Raw genomic sequence first — 17,118 nt, forward strand, 5'->3', positions numbered from 1 at the left:
TTGAGCAACCTGCGGCTAGCTTCCTAGTTTGCTCTTTGATTTTCATTGAGTATTAGAAAGGAGACCTCATGACACTTCCAGTTAGAAAATCCCTGCATGATGCGGTGTTACAAGCTTCAAAAGCTGATACTTGGGAACAAGCTATCAAGGAATGGAATGAAGTTTCCTTGATTTTTAACGGTATCGGCCGTAGCAATTGTGTCTGTGGAAATGCTATCAAATACGCCTACGAACTCTTTAACGGTGTCACAGGTCAACGCCTCTTTCCGATTGGTAGCGACTGTGTTCGTCATTTTCATCGATTGACCCTTGACCAGCAACTGGAAGAGGAAGAAAAACTGCTCAGAAAGGTTGAAAATCTGACCAGAAAAGCCCAGAAAAAGGAGAAAATCAAGGTCAATAAAAGTGACTTTGATGAGCGTCTTCTAAAATGGCTCTGGGAAAAAGGTGTTTTTAAACCCAATCGTGGCAATCAGTTCTCACCTGAGAAAGACTACCAGCTCTTCCTAGAAGTTTTTCAAGGAGGAAGTTGGACCAAGGCAGAACCCAAGAAGAAGGCTCGTATGGAAGAAGTCCTTGAAAAGTGTATCAAACCCTTTTTACTTGGAAAACCAGATGACCAACTCTACCTTGTAAAGCTAGGTAAGGAGAAAATTGACTACGAACAAGAACTGCGTATCCAGGCTGAGAAAGAGCGCAGGAAGAGGGATAAAATCGCCAAGCAGTATGCAGACAATCTAGTCCTAGCCATGGGCCCAGCAGAGCGTGCTTATCAGGATTACTTTGGCTTTACAGAAACCCTAACCCAAGAAGAACGCAAATGGGAGAAAATACTTTTTGGTAAAAATAGGACAGAACGGGTTGTCAAGGCCAAACAATACCAAAAAGAGTTGGAAAAAGACCAACGAATTGCCAGTCAGGATCCAATTGAAAGAAAACAGAAGCAGACCTGGCTCCTCAATTCCTATTTCCGTGAGCTTCCTGAAGAAAAATCTAGATTTGCTCGGCTCTTATTAGAATATCGAAAAAGTGGAGAAATCCCCTTTTCAACTGAATATCTGTCAGATCATCTGCTCGACTTTTTCTATAAAATGAAAGCCTTTGAGTTTGAAATCGCACCAGAACAAGTCCGAGACTTTCTAAAAGAAAGTCTCCAGTCAGATCATCTATCCTCAGCACAGGAAAGCTGGATAGAAGGCATTCTCCTCAACTGCATCAAACCATTTTTAGAGCGATTATTGATATGAGTAACACCTACCGTGGAAATACCATGGTAGGTGTTATTTTTTAAATAGTCAGTATCATTCTCTACAGATTTAATAAAAAAAGAATTTACTTATGCATATATTTTTTATTACACTGGATAACTTTTAAAAACTTATAAGAATAACTAGCTTATTTTTAGGTTTCGTAGTATAATAACATCAGGAAAATAAACTGTATAAACTAATATTTATAGGTTATTCAAAACGCTTATAAATGTGTTAAGATTTCATTATAGATCTCAAACATATATTATATATGCAAATGTCACATGATTGATACTCACTCTCACATTGTTTTTGGTGTCAATTATGAACTAAGCACAAAAGAAAAAAGAGCCTGAGTTATTTGTAGTGAAGCCTGAGTCGATTATTACGAACGATATATTTGAAAAAAATAATTATTGTTTTACTTTTCACGCTTCAAGTTTGAGAATTTTCTCATTTTATGATATATTTAAATCCGATTTATACATAACGAGTATATATTTATAATGAACCTGTATTTTCTGGTTGTAGTTTCTATATACGACTAGACGCACTTTTATATTTATGTGTATTATCAAGGAGAAAGATGATGAACTATAGAAGAGCCAAGAGAATAATCGGTCTTCTGATTTCTATATTATTATTAATTTTAATAATCCCAATTTGTCTCATTGCTTGCTTCTTTATTGTCATCGAATCAAGCGGAAACCCCATTTACATGCAAGAAAGAGTTGGTTTAAATGGACAAAAATTCATAATGTACAAACTACGTTCCATGTATTTAGATGCCGAGAAGAACGGATATCAATGGGCGGAAAAAAATGATCCACGGATAACGAAGATTGGACGTTTTATACGCAGAACTCGAATTGATGAATTTCCACAAATTATTAATATTATTAAAGGCGAGATGTCTATTATCGGTCCTCGACCAGAAAGACCAGAATTTGTTAACGAATTTTTAAAATATATTCCTGATTTTAATGAGCGATTGGCTGTTCGTCCAGGAATTACAGGCTGGGCTCAGGTAAATGGTGGCTATGAATTATCTCCAAAAGAAAAATTAGGATATGATGTTTACTATATCAGACATGAAAGTATTAAATTAGATTTCCTTATTTTACTAAAAACAATTAAAGTTATTTTTAATGGACATGGATTTAGATAATTCAGATAGGGAAGAAAAGTAAAGGACAAAAATAAAAGATGAGTATTTTCAATAAAAATATCAACAGAATTTTTACTTTAATTAAAAGTAAATTTCTGTTTCTAATCCTTTTTACATTAATAGGGACGACAGCAGTTGGTCTATATACTGTTTTTATCATTTCTCCTATATACAGTGTCTCCTCTAAGCTCATAATGAAGAACACTTCAAGCCAAACAAATGGTCAGAATAATGATACACAAACAATTGAAGCCATAAATCTCTTTCAAAGACAAGCTAAGACTTATTTAGAAATAGCAGATCTTCCTCCAGTAAAAGAAGATACCAATAAAGCATTAGGTTTGTCTCCGGATGAAATTGCTAAAATCAAATCGGTTAAATTAACAAATGACACAGGTTCTCAGTTGGTCACAGTAACAGTAAGAGCGCTAGATAGAGATTTAGGGGAGCGTTATATAAAAGAGTATGTAACTCAATACAAAAAATTTACAGCAGATCGATTAGGACGTGATAATTTATCAGTTGTTATAGAAGCTTTAGGAAGTAACAATCCAGTTTATCCTATTTTATGGAAAAATCTTCTTGTATCTATTCTAGTATTTTCTTTCATAGGATTTAATATCATCTTTATTAAGTATGTATTGAGTGACTCGATTGATTCTTATGAAGATTTGGAAGAGCTTGTTGGGAAACCTGTCCTTGGCATGATTCCAACTATAGAGAAAAAGAAGAGAGGTTAGTACCATGCATATAGAAGTTATCCATAATAGCAAATCTCTTGTAGCTGAGTCCTTTAGAACTTTAAGAAGTAATCTTCAGTTCTCAGAATTCGGGAAAAATATCAAATTGATTGTCGTTACAAGTGCCAATCCTAACGAAGGAAAGAGTGAAGTCAGTATCAATCTTGCTGCCTCTTTGGCTCAACAAGGGAAAAAAGTGATTATCATAGATGCAGATATGCGTAAACCAACCCAACATAAATTAACAGAGCTAAACAACACTGTAGGATTAAGCACCTTTCTATTAAAAAGGTCAGGTGTAGATTCCATTAATCATTTGACGATAAATGATGTGAATTTAGATGTACTGACTTCAGGACCTGTTCCACCTAATCCTTCTGAGATGTTAGCTAGTTCTTCTATGGATGAAACACTTAAAGCATTTGAGGATTTTTATGACTATGTCATTATCGATACACCTCCCTTGCTAGCAGCAACGGATGCTCAAATTTTAGCAAGTATTGCTGACGCCACACTTCTAGTCGTAGATACAAAAAAATCAAAACGTCGACAGATCACTGAAGCAAAACGTAGATTAGATAATGTTGGAGCTAGACTACTTGGTGTGATAATGAATAAAATAGATTCACATAAAGACACCTATTATTACTATTATTAAAATAACTATTTGAAAGGCTAAGGATAAAGAAAAAAATGGCAATCTATCTTTTAATGTTCGTTTATATCTCTTTCCTTGCCTTTTTCTCATTAAAATATGAGGATAAAGAACAAGAGTTAAGATTTCTTGTTCTTCCGACTTTCTTCTTTTTTTTAATCATTGCAGGTTTTCGTACTTCTAGCGTCGGAGGAGATTTAGGAACCTATATCCATATTTTTGAATCGAATCATTTACAACTTCCAGACTTATCACATTTCTTTAGTTCTCGATTTGAAATTGGTTATTTAGTAAGTAATATTTTTCTAAGAAACTTTAGTGATCACTATCCCTTTTTATTATTTGCCTATGCCTTTATAACTTTAGTTGCCTGGTTTTTTGTGCTTTATAAGCATTCTAAAAATGTTTACATGAGTTTATTGATTTACCTCAGCTCATTAGGACTCTTTTTTTATTCCTTATCAAATATCAGACAAGGTCTGGCGATTGCTTTAAGTTTTTTAGGATTTCATTACTTAGTAAAAAATAAGAAGGTTTTAGCATGGGTATTTATCTTACTAACTCCCTTATTTCATACATCTGGTATCGTCTGCCTCTTGTTTTTCCCTCTTAAAAAAATCGTTTTAAACAAAAAAGCATACCAGTTTGTGTTCCTTGTATTTCTTATCCTCTTTCCTTTCATCAAACAAATTGTCACTACCTTTATTTCTTTCTTTCCCCAATATACTTCCTATCTGGAATCATCATGGTTTTTGGAAAGCAATAAATGGGCACCTGTATTTTTAACAATTTGGTATGGTATAGTTCTGCTTTTGGGAGAACTAGTGATTAGAAAGAAAAAATTATCTACTGAAGAAGAATATATAAGAAGTCTATTCTTTATCACCTTTTTACTAACCGCGTCAACTTTGCAAACAAGCCTTTTTGGTAGATTCGCACACTACTTTACCCCCTTTATTTGCCTATATATCCCCATGATTTTATCTAAAATAGGTGAAAAAAAAGTTCAGTGGATTTTATTTTATTTGGTGATATTGGTTTATGCTTCAATCTTTCTAGTCATTGTTTACTTTAAAACTGACTGGTACCATGTCGTTCCCTACCGTTCGGTTATTGTAGATTGGTTAATTGGGAATTAGATTTAGGAGTTATAAAATGAAATTTTCAGTTTTAACTACAGTCTATAAAAAAGAAACTCCTAGAAATTTAAGGAAAAGTTTACTAAGCTCTTACCATCAGACCATTAAACCAGCAGAAATCATTTTAGTTTGTGATGGTGCATTGACAGAAGAGTTAGATAGAGAAATCGAAAAGTTGCAGAGAGAAATCCCGATTTTAAAGGTTTTCCATTTACCTGAAAACTTAGGCTCAGGACCAGCCTCTCTCTTTGGAGTTAATCAATGTCAAACAGAATTCATTGCAAGAATGGACAGTGATGACTATTCTCTAGAAACAAGGTTTGAGAAACAATTAGCAGCCTTTGAAAAAAATCCCAATCTCATCATGGTTGGTTCCAATATCCTAGAGAAAAATACAGAATTTACCGCCTTAAAGAAAGTACCAGAAACTACAGCCGAAATTCGTCAATATTCGAAAATGAGAAATCCCTTTAATAATCCATCGAGTATGATGAAAAAAGAGTATATCTTGAAGGCTGGTAATTATCGTAAATTCCGTTATCTAGAGGATTATGACCTCACAATGAGATTGTTACATGATAATCCAACTAAGGATTTTTTAAATATCCAGGAACCTTTAGTAGTCATGCAGACAAACGATTCTAGCTATCTGAGGAGGGGCGGTTTCCTGTATGTAAAGACTGACTTTATGCTCCAATTAGATTTTTATCGCAGAAGAGATATTACTTTAGTAGAATTTCTTAGAAATATTTTCCTTCGTAATGCGATTCGAATTCTTCCGAATTCAATTAGGAAATGGGTCTATAAGAAAAAAATGAGAGAAGAAGTAGAGGTGATTAAGAAGATATGAAGAGAGTCATTACATACGGAACATTTGATTTATTGCATTACGGTCATATTAACCTTTTAAAAAGGGCAAAAGCTTTGGGAGATTATCTCATAGTCGCCCTTTCTACCAATGAATTTAATAAGCTAGAAAAGAATAAAGAATGTTATTTTGATTACGAGAAAAGAAAATCTCTATTAGAGGCTATCAGATATGTGGATCTCGTCATACCAGAAGAAAATTGGGATCAAAAAATCTCAGACATAGAAAAGTATCATGCTGATGTGTTTGTCATTGGAGATGATTGGCAGGGCAAATTTGATTATTTAAGTGATTTGGGAATAGAGGTTGTTTACCTATCACGAACAAAAGAAATTTCAACATCTAAGATAAAGAATGATTTGAATCAAGGGAACTAGGATGAAGTATCGTGTCATACATGTAACAGGTGGTGTAAGAAATACCATGAGCGGGGTACAAAGTTTTATCAAAAATCATATCCCAAATAATGATCAAGAGTTTGAATATATGGTTGGAGAGTCAAATGGAGACGCTCAGTTTCCATTTAATCAATACCTGGATGAAAAAGAAATCAAACGTATTGTATTCCCTGCCCTAAAGATTTCTAAACTATTTTCCTATGCGAGAGAGTGCCGTCAATTTTATGAAAATAATAAAATTGACATTCTACATGTTCATAATCCTATAACCGCTTTTATACATAATTACTATGCTCGAAAAAATAGTGTTCTAGTTAGGATTTACCACAATCATAGTAGTCAATTTTCAGACACTTGGTTAAAAAGTATTCGCAATCGCTTTTTGGTCTTTTTAGCCCTGAAAAACGCGACTCATCGTATCTCTTGTGGTCAATTAGCTGGACTAAAGATATTTGGAAAGAAATCCTTTCAAATCCTTCCAAATGCAATTGACATCGATAAGTATCGCTTTTCTCCGATTTTTCGAGAAGAAATTCGCAAAGAGTTTCATATAGCTGAATATCAAAAAGTAGTTGGGATGATTGGTATTTTAAATCCCTTCAAAAATCAGAGGTTTTTGATTGAAGTTGCTAAAGAATTGCCTGATGTTACTTTTTTCTTTGTTGGTGAAGGACCAGATCGTGACATTTTAGAAGAAAACAGCAAGGAATTGAAGAATATCATCTTCACAGGAAAAAGAGAAGATGTTCATAAATTTTATTCAGCCTTTGATATTTTTGCCTTTCCTTCTTTGTATGAAGGTTTCCCAATCGTACTGGTAGAAGCTCAATGTTCTGGAGTCAATATTATCATGAATGAAACAATTGATCCAACAACTCAGATAGTTGGTAAACTCTGTACAGCTCTGCCGCTAGATAAGGCTAAATGGGTAGACTATATAGAAAAGGCGCCTTTCAGGGAGAAGCAACGACAGCTGAATGAACACCTAAAGCGATTTGACATTGAAGAAAATGTTCAAAATTTAAAAGAAATTTATAAGCAAGGTTTAAAAAGAGAATGATCAACTATTTAAAACCCTTACTTTTTAAAGTAAGTGATTTTACTTATAAGATAAATAAAATTATTCCCAAGAAAAGGAACAGAATTGTTCTGTATTCTAACTGGGGGTTTAGAGATAATCTTAGAACACTCTATCACTATTTATTGGATAATAACTACCAAGAAGCATATGAAATTGTTTGTGCTTCTAATAATTTTTATCATTTAGACAAAGAAAATGATGTAAAATATATTTCTATTTATCGAGGTTTCTTTTATTTTTTAACATCTAAATATTTTTTCTATTCATTTGGCAAGTATCCTATAAAACCTGCTCCAGACCAGATGGTTGTCAACTTGTGGCATGGAATGCCCTTGAAAAAAATTGGGAATCTTGAAGTTGGAATGGAAAAGATTGACTATAATTTCTTTACAAAATTAGTCTCCTCTTCAGAATTATTTACTCCAATCATGAAAGCTGCTTTTAATGCTAAAGATGAGCAGATGCTTCTTGTTGGAAATATTCGAAATGATGAGCTCTTTAAAGAGAAAAAAGAGAAGAAAATCATTTGGATGCCAACTTATCGTAATTCTAAAAATTATCATGACAGCCAAGCAGCATTGATATTTTCTTTAGAAGAAGAGGACTTTCAAAACATTGAAGTACTACTCTCAAACTATGGGTATCAACTTTATATTAAACTTCACCCTCTTGAGGAATCTCAGTTAAAATTTGAAAGAAATTATTCGACCATTCATCTATTATCAGAAGATATCATTAGTGAGCAGTATGGGACTTTATATACCTTTTTGGGCACAACCAGTGCATTGATTACAGATTATTCTTCAGTATTTTTAGATTATTATTTATTAAATAGGCCAGTTGCATTTACCATTAATGATTATGAGGAATACAAGGAAAAAAGAGGTTTTGTGTTTGAAGATGTGAAGAATTTAATGGTGGGAAGTGTCATTCGTGATTCGCATGATTTATTAGAATTTCTAGAGAGTGTCATGAGATCTGAAGATCCTTATATTGACGAACGAAAAATAGTCAATAACAAGGTTAATGCCATTCAAAAAGATTTTACAAAGACACTTTTGGATGAAATTGGATTAAGGAAATAAGGTTAGGATAAAGAATGATTAGTGTAATCGTACCTGTTTATAATGTGGAAACTTATCTGGAAGAATGTTTAGATAGCATTCAAAACCAAACCTACACAGATTTTGAAGTCCTTTTAGTAAATGATGGTTCAACAGATGGTTCACAAGCTATTTGTGAGCGTTATTGCCAAGCAGATAAGCGTTTCCGATTAATCAATCAAAGCAACCAAGGCCAAAGTGTTGCACGAAATAATGGAGTAACAGCTTCAACAGGCGAGTTTATTGCATTTGTAGATAGTGATGACATTATCCTACCAAATTATTTAGAAACCTTAATGCACTATATGAGTGACGACGTAGATATTGTGGAAAGTCAGTTCACCGTACATAAAAAGAAATTCTTGGCAGAAAATTCTCAAGATACAAAAATTCTTTTTGAGGGAAATTCTGAAGAAGCAGTGAAAGTTGTCCCTAACCATCTACTAAGTGTCAATCCAGTCACAAAGCTTTATAGAAGAGCTATTGTCGAAGCTGTCCCCTACCTAGAAGAGCTCATTTTTGAAGATATTTATAGCGGAATTGGTATGCTTAAATATATCCGAAAGATTGTTAAAATCGATTATGTAGGCTATTATTACCGTCAACATGCGACTAGTACTATGCATAGAACATTTACCGAGAAAAATCTAGATGTGTTTACAGTAAGTGACCAATTGATTGACTTGTATTCTGATAGGGAAGAACTTCTTCCTTATATTGGTAAATACCTAGTTCATGTAGCAACCATGCATTATCAAGACTATATTCAAAAAGGAAATCCATTTGCAGAAGTCTATAATCAGAAATTGGCCGACTATGTAACTATCACCAAGAAAAATCCTGAGGTAGCCAAAAGTTCACGTATGATTAGACTTTATAATCTGTGCCCAAGATACTATAACACCATCCTATTTCCGTTCTATCACTTTATGTGGAAATGGAAAAATGGCATTAAGGACGATAAGATAGAAGAATGAAGAAATATCATTCAAGAGGGAAAGAGGAAAATGATTAGCGTAATCGTTCCAGTTTATAACGTGGAAGAATATCTGGAAGAATGTCTAGAGAGTATTCGAAAGCAAACCTATCAAGATATAGAAGTTATTTTAGTCAATGATGGTTCTACAGATGGCTCCCAAGCTATTTGTGAGCATTTTTGCCAAACAGATAATCGCTTCCGATTGATCAATCAAAAAAATCAAGGTCAAAGTGTAGCCAGAAATCGTGGTGTTAAAGAATCTGTTGGGCAATATATTATGTTTGTGGATAGCGATGATGTGATCAATACAAGCGTGTTAGAAGTATTACTTCCTTACATGAAGATGGATGTAGATATCGTAGAATGTAGAATGACAAGAAATAAAGAAGAGTTCTTTCTTAATAGAACTTCTACAATTGCATTCGAAGGAAATGCTAAAAAAGCAATTCTTAATTGTATTGCGTTTAAAGAAGTGAAGTTTTGTGCTTTTACGAAATTATATAGAAGAGAAATTGTTGAAAAAGTTCCATTTTTAGAAGGTTATATTTATGAAGATGTCTTTACAGGAATAAATTATTTAAAACATATTCGAAAAATAGTAATTGTTGATTATATCGGTTATTACTATCGTGTTCGTCCCAATAGTACTATGACAAAATCCTTTAATGAAAAAGATTTAGATATTTTTAAAGTNGGAAATCAGTTAATAGATTCTTTTAAAGATGATGAAGATATGCTTCCTTATATTGGATATTTTATGTTTTATATAGGTCATGGACACTATTTAAAAGATGGGATAAATAAGAAGAATCCATATGTCGATTTATATGAAGATTTTATTCGAAAGGCTGCTTTTATAGCAAAGCAATCTAAGGAAGTTGTCCAGAAATATCGTTTATTGCGACTGTACTTACTTGCTCCAAAATATTATACAACGATTACTCATTCCATTTATACAAGTATACAAAAGATTTGGATATCTACTAAAAAAGTAATGAATCATCTAAATGATAAATTACATATAGGAAAAAATTGATTATTTGAATATGTAGAATAAGACAATAAATTATAAGGGTGATGTCAGAATGAAAATGATTAGTGTAATAGTTCCAGTTTATAATGTAGAAAATTATCTGGAAGAATGTTTAGAGAGTATAAAAAATCAAACGTATACAGATATCGAAGTAATATTAGTTAACGATGGATCTACTGATGGTTCCCAAGCTATTTGTGAGTATTTTTGCCAAACAGATAAGCGTTTCCGATTGATCAATCAAAAAAATCAAGGTCAAAGTGTAGCCAGAAATCATGGCGTAAAAGAATCTATTGGTGAATATATCATGTTTGTCGATAGTGATGATGTTGTAAGTCTTGGTCTGTTAGAACAACTAATGAAGTATATGTCTGATGGAATTGATATTGTAGAATGTAATAGAACCGAGGATATTCAATGTTTAAATTCCGAAGGAAAAGTAATTGATCTTAAAGAATTTGATTCAAATGAAGCATTATACCAATGTTTTAATCATGGAGTAAGTTGGAGCCCTGTCGCAAAACTCTATCGCCGTAAAATAGTGGAGAAAGTTCCATTTTTAGAAAATTTAATTTATGAAGATTTTTATACTGGAATCGTCTCTTTAAAATATACTNATAAAATGAGAAAAATTGACTATATTGGTTATTATTATCGATATCATACTTCTAGTACAATGAATCAGACATATTCAGAAAAGAATCTTGATATTTTTAAAGTTGGCAAAAAATTATTAGAGGAATTTAGAGAAGATAATTGGTTACCTTATGTAGGGAATATGTTATTTTTAGTCGGTATCGGACATTTTAAAAAGTATAACATAAGAGTTGGACATCCATATTATCAGTTATATGTTGATGCAATTGATAACTATTTTGAAATAGCTAAGAAATCATCGGAAATTTTCAATTCTAGTAAATTATTAAGATGGTATAGCTATTCACCAAAATATTTTTTAAGTGTATTTTATCCTTTATATTTAAGATATTTAGACATTCGAAAAAAATGGAAAATTTAATAGGAGCCTATTTATGATTAGTGTCATTGTACCTGTTTATAATGTTGAAGAGTATCTGGAAGAATGTCTAGACAGTATTCAGCATCAAACTTATACGGATATAGAAGTGATTCTAGTCAATGATGGTTCAAGGGATGGCTCACAAGCTATTTGTGAGAGATATTGTCATCAAGATCCTCGTTTTCACTTAATCAATCAAGCAAATAAAGGATTAAGTGGGGCTCGTAATCGTGGTATGATTGAATCTAAAGGCGAATTTATCACTTTTGTAGACAGTGATGATGTCATTAAAGATGATATGTTGGAGCAATTGATAAAACAGGTTACCTCAGATGATATTGATATTGTAGAGTGTTGGTATACGAATGATCAAAAAGAAATAGAAATCCCTTCTCCCGAGAATGTCAAAATTATTTTTCAAGGGAATAGCAAAGAAGCTTTAGTCTCTTTATGTAAAGATAATATTGTCCGTTTGAATGCAGTTGCTAAACTATTTCGAAGACAAGTGATTCTCAATTTCCCATTTTTAGAAGGTTTATTTTATGAAGATGTATATGGAGGAATGGGAATCTTAAAACATATTCATAAAATGGTGAAAATCGATTATATAGGATATTATTATCGCGTGCGTTCTGGTAGTATTATGAATCGCGAATTTAGTTTGAAAAATTTGGATTTGTTTGCGATTTGTGATAAAGTGGAGCAACTATATGATGGAAATGCTGACTCACTCCCATACGTACAACGTCGCTTATTCCATTTAGTTTTGATGCACGTTGTCGACTATCGTATATTTGAGGGAAATCCCTATCAAGAAAAATATGTCGAGTATCTGAATCGTTACGCTAAAAGTTCAAGTCAATCATTATTAATGCGAGCATATCGATTATTCCCTAAAAAGATTGTCTTTATTTCAAGAGTTGTTGGAGCCATTCAATGGAGATTCGAAAAATATATTGTAAAAAGATTTTGGAAAGGGTTGAAGTAGCATGAATTATTATTTAAAAGAATTGTATGCAGAAGCCAAACATGCAGGTTCTAAAGCTAGATTAGATGCTGAAAAAATAATGCTAGAAGCAGGTTATCAACCTTTTTCCCTAAATAATGATTCAAATTCCATCACTTTGACAAAAAATGATGTGTTAGTTCTTCAATTTCCATTATTATGGCATTCCTTAAAAAAACAAATTTTAACGAGATTTTTAAACAATAGAACATTCAAAGCTTATCTGCTGATTCACGATATCGAGTCCCTGAGAAATAAAAACATCAAGTCGTTTACAGATTTCAAGTACTCTATTATCCATTATTTACAAAATAAAACAGTCCTTGAAAAAGTCGACGGTATTATCGCTCATAATGAAAAGATGAAAAGTGAACTTGTTCGATTGGGAATACCGGAAGAGAAGATTATTTCCTTAGAGATATTTGATTATTTGATTCCAAATTATGAAGAGAAGAAAGCTTATGAAAAAGAAACTATTTTGTTAGCTGGAAATTTCGATATTCGGAAAACAAAATACGCAAGACAATTACCCGAAAAACCAGATTTTTCTATTTATGGCATTAACTTTGAAGAGGAGAATCTTCCTCACAACGTTCATTATCAAGGTGCTTTTTCTCCTGATGAACTTTCTAATCACTTGCATGGTGGTTTTGGCTTAGTCTGGGACGGAGATAGCCCCCATACTTGTAGTGGGATGTATGGAGAGTATTTAAAAATGAATAACCCGCATAAAGCCTCTTTATATTTAGCATCAGGTTTTCCGATTATTGTATGGAGCCAATCTGCTTTAGCTGATTTTGTACGAAAAAACCATTGTGGAATACTTGTTGATTCATTATTTGAAATTGCAGATTGTTTAAACTCGATTGATAAAGAAAATTTTCAAGAGCTGATTAAAAATAGTAAGAGAATTGGAAGAAAAATTCGACAAGGAGATTATCTAAAAACAGCCTTAGAAAAATGTGAAAGGAATTTGTAGAGTTTATGAAACTACAAATCTTACAAAAAAAAATGGCTCGCTATTGTCAAATTTTAAAATATTATGGCCTTGAACTAACATGTGTTTACTTTCTTGCACAAAAATCTGACAAGATGTTTTATGATTTTCGTAGAAAGATTCTTTTGGATTTTGTACTAAAATTAAGAAAAGAAGCACAACTAGTTGACTCGAGTAATGAAAAAGAGGAAGAAACAACAGAATTTCCAAAAATGATTTGGACAATGTGGCAACAGGGTGAAGATCAAATGCCTGAGACGGTAAAAGCTTCAATGAAAACAATAAAAGACTTCGCCAAAAGAAATGACTGTGAATTCTATTTATTGACGGATCAAAATCTGGTGGATTTCATCAATATTCCAAGAAACATCACCGAAAAATACAAGAAAAAAGAATTATCAGCTGCGCATTATTCCGATATTATTCGTTTTAGTCTCTTATACCAATACGGTGGAATATGGATGGATGCAACCTTATTTGTATCTCCATACGCCACGGTAAAAATGTTTGAAGGGGACTTTTTTAGTTTGAATCATCCACCGACATATCCTGAGCAAATGGAGCGAACGATTGGTGATTTTAAATGGTCAGGTTTTTTCCTGGCAGGACAAAAAGGAGGATCTCATTTCAAACATATTCGGGATTTATATCTTTACTATGTTCGTAAATACCCAGTTTTTATTCATTACCTGATGATGGATTATTTTATTTTGTCCGAATATGAATCAAATCATGAATTTAAAGAATTAGTGGATAGATTACCTATTCTAGCACCAGCTGAGCGTGTTTGGTTTTTAAGAGACCATGCCCATGATCTTTTTGATGAAAAACAATGGGAAGAAGTGTTGAAAACAACACCGATTTTGAAAACGACTTATAAAATCAAGAAAGAAGAAGTTCTTCCAGAGAGTTATCTCGATCAATTTTTACAAGGAAAATTAAAGGAATAGATGAAATACACGAAAAAAAGTAGAACCGAATTTGCCACCTTAAATACAAGTATAGCTCTTGCATTGCAACCTTTTCAAGTCCTTCTTGGCTTTATCAATCGAACTATTTTTATCAATTTACTTGGGATAACCTATCTAGGATTAAACAATTATTTGTCTAGCTTAGTTTCTATCCTGTCTTTGGCAGAATTAGGGGTTGCTGGAGCCATGAGCTATGCACTATATGGACCCTTAGACAGAGAAGAACATGGAAAAATCAATGCCTTTATGATTCTTTTTAAAAAATTATATAGAATCATTGGCTTTTCTATTTTTATACTGGGTGCTATACTTTCTTTATTTCTTCCTTATATGATAAAGGATTATACGGTAAATAGTGAATTATATTTGATTTTTTTCCTCTTTGTATTTAATTCTGCTTCAAGCTATTTTTTCTCCTATAAACGAACCTTACTTTATGTCGATCAGCGTAATTATGTGATGACTTTGATTGACTTTGGATTAAATACGCTTCGCGTATGCTTGCAAATCGGAATTTTATTCTTTACAAAAAATTATATCTTTTATCTATTGATCAGTATCATCATGAATTTTATAGGGAATATCATCATGTCGGGGATTGTAGATAGATTGTATGGTTACTTGTTTAAGAATGAGATAACACCGATTAATCAGGAGGAAAAAGGAAAATTTATCCGAAATATCAAAGGAAATATAGTCGGTAGTATTGGAGAAACCATTGTTTTTCAAACAGATAGTATTCTAATGGCAAGTTTTGTCAGCTTAGCAGCTATAGGTATTTATGGGAATTATACCTATGTTTTAGGATTTCTTTCACTGATTTTAAATACTGTGATTAATTCAGTTGTTTCTTCCGTAGGTAACTTAGTCCATTCGGAGTCTACGACAGTAGCAGATATGGTTAAATTCCTAAAAAAATTCCAGTTTATTACTTTTAGTCTGATTTATTTTGCTAGCTTAGGTTATTTAATGTTCATTCATCCATTTATGACTATCTGGTTAGGTGAGAGTTTTTCATTTAATTATACGATTGAGATTTTGATCGTCCTTCATTTTTTCCTAACTTTTTATAGAAGACCGATTCTAACGTTGATTTCAGTTTATGGCTTAAGTTATGAGCAAAATAAAAAAACCCTTGCAGAAATTATATTAAATATAATTCTTTCACTCTACTTTTTAGCGATTTTAGATTTAGGGGTATCTGGAATTTTATTGGGTACAATTTGTTCAACAGTCTTGGCCTGTACATGGTATGAACCATATAGCGCCTTTAAGTATGGATTGAAAGCTTCCTCTAAGGACTTTTTTAAAACATTGTTACAAGATTTCACTGTCGCAGGGATGAGCTTCCTACTTTTGAGTTTGCTGGATAACTTAGTCTTAACTCAGCTAGATTTCATTTTCGGTTTGATCATCAAAATCGTCCTTTATTTGACAGTATTGGGTAGTTACGTTTTCCTATTTAGAAATCATGAAGGTGGTAAACAAATTATACTAATGATTCAAAAAGTATTAAAGTTAAAAAATAAGGTGGTAAAAATATGAAACGAATATTAGTTTGTGGTTTAGTTCCAGATATCGGTGGACTAGAAAAAATTGTGGTAGATTTTTATAATCATATCAATACCTCTGAATTTGAACTGGAATTTTTACTACAAGGTTCTGAAGATGTTGAATTTAGTGAGCATTTTAAGAAGCTTTGTCACAATCCTCTCGTCGTTCATAGAATTCCTAAGTTAAGACCCCATATGAAACAGGCATTAAAGGAATGGGATTGTTTCTTTAAGGAGAATGCTCATCGTTATGATATTTTATGGTCCAATCAAAACGGTCTGACTCATCTAGAATTTTTAAAATTAGCAAAGAAATACGGAATCGAAAAAAGAATTGTTCATGGACATTGTGCAACAGCAGATAAATTTTACCGCTTTGTTCATCCAGTCAATCGTCTTTTTGTCGGTAAATATGCGACAGATTTTTGGGCCTGCGGAACCGAAGCGTTGAACCATTTTTATCATGGAAAAGAAAGAGAAAAAGCTTTAGTGATTCATAATGCCATTGAGGTAGAAAAGTTTTTATATGATGAAAAGAAAAAAATTCAACTTCGAAAGGAATATCATATTCCAGAAGATTGTTTAGTCGTAGGACAAGTTTCTCGTCTATATGAAAAACAAAAAAATCAAAGTTTTTGTGTGAAGGTTTTTTCTGAAATCGTCAAAAAAGAACCAAATTCCCGCTTAGTCTTTATTGGAAAAGGAGATACTTCATTTTTACTAAATTTAGCTGAACAATATGGAGTAGCAGATAAAGTTATTTTTACAGGCTTAACTACTAATGTTGGAGAAATGTTAAATTTACTAGATGTCTTCTTCTTCCCATCTAATTTTGAGGGATTGCCGATTGTACTCATTGAAGCGCAAGCAAATGGATTACCTGTTGTAACAGCAAAGCATTTGCCTAATGCTAAAATTCTAGAAAACTATGATAATAAACTCTCTTTAAAAGATGAATGGAAGCTTTGGGCCGATAAGATTCTGTCTGTTAGAGATGGACGTATATTAGATAATGAGTATGTTCTTAAAAAAATTAGTGAACATGGCTATGAAATTAAATTTGCTACTAGACAGTTAGAGAAGTTATTTGAACAGGAATAATATTCTAGTACACATTTGTTTATATAGAATATATTATTTGAGGGGTTGACCCAATAGG

At 32.5% G+C, this 17,118-nt stretch carries 17 protein-coding genes; all 17 read left to right on the forward strand.

Features of this window, described 5'->3' with window-relative positions; genetic code table 11:
• The first annotated feature begins 68 nt into the window (after positions 1–68).
• The 17 genes from D8845_RS00290 (at position 69) to D8845_RS00370 (ending at position 17,060) form a co-directional block, all read left to right on the forward strand.
• Positions 69–1,247, forward strand: coding sequence for a hypothetical protein (locus D8845_RS00290; protein ID WP_125451975.1), 1,179 nt, complete (start codon positions 69–71; stop codon positions 1,245–1,247).
• A 592-nt stretch (positions 1,248–1,839) separates the two neighbouring features.
• Entirely contained in the window at positions 1,840–2,418 is a 579-nt protein-coding gene (locus D8845_RS00295) for a sugar transferase (RefSeq protein WP_004261232.1), read from the forward strand.
• Positions 2,419–2,456: 38 nt separating this feature from the next.
• Positions 2,457–3,158 (forward strand): YveK family protein, encoded by a 702-nt coding sequence (locus D8845_RS00300; protein ID WP_125451979.1) that lies wholly within the window; start codon positions 2,457–2,459, stop codon positions 3,156–3,158.
• Between the two features lie 4 nt (positions 3,159–3,162).
• Positions 3,163–3,816, forward strand: coding sequence for a CpsD/CapB family tyrosine-protein kinase (locus D8845_RS00305; protein ID WP_125451981.1), 654 nt, complete (start codon positions 3,163–3,165; stop codon positions 3,814–3,816).
• A 35-nt stretch (positions 3,817–3,851) separates the two neighbouring features.
• The gene (locus tag D8845_RS00310) at positions 3,852–4,952 is read left to right on the forward strand and encodes an EpsG family protein (RefSeq protein WP_125451983.1); all 1,101 of its coding nucleotides are present in this window, start codon (positions 3,852–3,854) and stop codon (positions 4,950–4,952) included.
• 16 nt (positions 4,953–4,968) lie between these two features.
• Complete coding sequence (locus tag D8845_RS00315; protein WP_049547161.1) at positions 4,969–5,802, forward strand: glycosyltransferase; 834 nt, start codon at positions 4,969–4,971, stop codon at positions 5,800–5,802.
• Entirely contained in the window at positions 5,799–6,197 is a 399-nt protein-coding gene (gene tagD / locus D8845_RS00320) for a glycerol-3-phosphate cytidylyltransferase (RefSeq protein ID WP_125451985.1), read from the forward strand. Before D8845_RS00315 ends, tagD begins: the two co-directional genes overlap by 4 nt.
• A gap of 1 nt (position 6,198) precedes the next feature.
• The gene (locus tag D8845_RS00325; protein ID WP_125451987.1) at positions 6,199–7,278 is read left to right on the forward strand and encodes a glycosyltransferase; all 1,080 of its coding nucleotides are present in this window, start codon (positions 6,199–6,201) and stop codon (positions 7,276–7,278) included.
• On the forward strand, positions 7,275–8,384 hold the full coding sequence (locus D8845_RS00330; RefSeq protein WP_125451989.1) for a CDP-glycerol glycerophosphotransferase family protein: 1,110 nt from the start codon (positions 7,275–7,277) through the stop codon (positions 8,382–8,384). Before D8845_RS00325 ends, D8845_RS00330 begins: the two co-directional genes overlap by 4 nt.
• A 14-nt stretch (positions 8,385–8,398) precedes the next feature.
• Positions 8,399–9,379, forward strand: coding sequence for a glycosyltransferase family 2 protein (locus D8845_RS00335; RefSeq protein ID WP_125451991.1), 981 nt, complete (start codon positions 8,399–8,401; stop codon positions 9,377–9,379).
• Between the two features lie 30 nt (positions 9,380–9,409).
• Positions 9,410–10,417, forward strand: coding sequence for a glycosyltransferase family 2 protein (locus D8845_RS00340; RefSeq protein WP_125451993.1), 1,008 nt, complete (start codon positions 9,410–9,412; stop codon positions 10,415–10,417).
• A 55-nt stretch (positions 10,418–10,472) separates the two neighbouring features.
• Complete coding sequence (locus D8845_RS00345) at positions 10,473–11,432, forward strand: glycosyltransferase family 2 protein (protein ID WP_125452286.1); 960 nt, start codon at positions 10,473–10,475, stop codon at positions 11,430–11,432.
• A 13-nt stretch (positions 11,433–11,445) separates the two neighbouring features.
• Positions 11,446–12,420, forward strand: a complete 975-nt coding sequence (locus D8845_RS00350) for a glycosyltransferase family 2 protein (RefSeq protein WP_125451995.1) — start codon at positions 11,446–11,448, stop codon at positions 12,418–12,420.
• A 1-nt stretch (position 12,421) separates the two neighbouring features.
• Complete coding sequence (locus tag D8845_RS00355) at positions 12,422–13,417, forward strand: galactofuranosyltransferase (RefSeq protein WP_125451997.1); 996 nt, start codon at positions 12,422–12,424, stop codon at positions 13,415–13,417.
• Between the two features lie 5 nt (positions 13,418–13,422).
• Positions 13,423–14,385, forward strand: a complete 963-nt coding sequence (locus tag D8845_RS00360) for a capsular polysaccharide synthesis protein (protein ID WP_125451999.1) — start codon at positions 13,423–13,425, stop codon at positions 14,383–14,385.
• Positions 14,386–15,951, forward strand: coding sequence for a lipopolysaccharide biosynthesis protein (locus D8845_RS00365; protein ID WP_125452001.1), 1,566 nt, complete (start codon positions 14,386–14,388; stop codon positions 15,949–15,951). It abuts the gene before it with no gap.
• On the forward strand, positions 15,948–17,060 hold the full coding sequence (locus D8845_RS00370; RefSeq protein WP_125452003.1) for a glycosyltransferase: 1,113 nt from the start codon (positions 15,948–15,950) through the stop codon (positions 17,058–17,060). Before D8845_RS00365 ends, D8845_RS00370 begins: the two co-directional genes overlap by 4 nt.
• Positions 17,061–17,118 lie beyond the last annotated feature (58 nt).

The sequence above is a fragment of the Streptococcus mitis genome, from assembly GCF_003942865.1.
Classification (GTDB): domain Bacteria; phylum Bacillota; class Bacilli; order Lactobacillales; family Streptococcaceae; genus Streptococcus; species Streptococcus mitis_BI.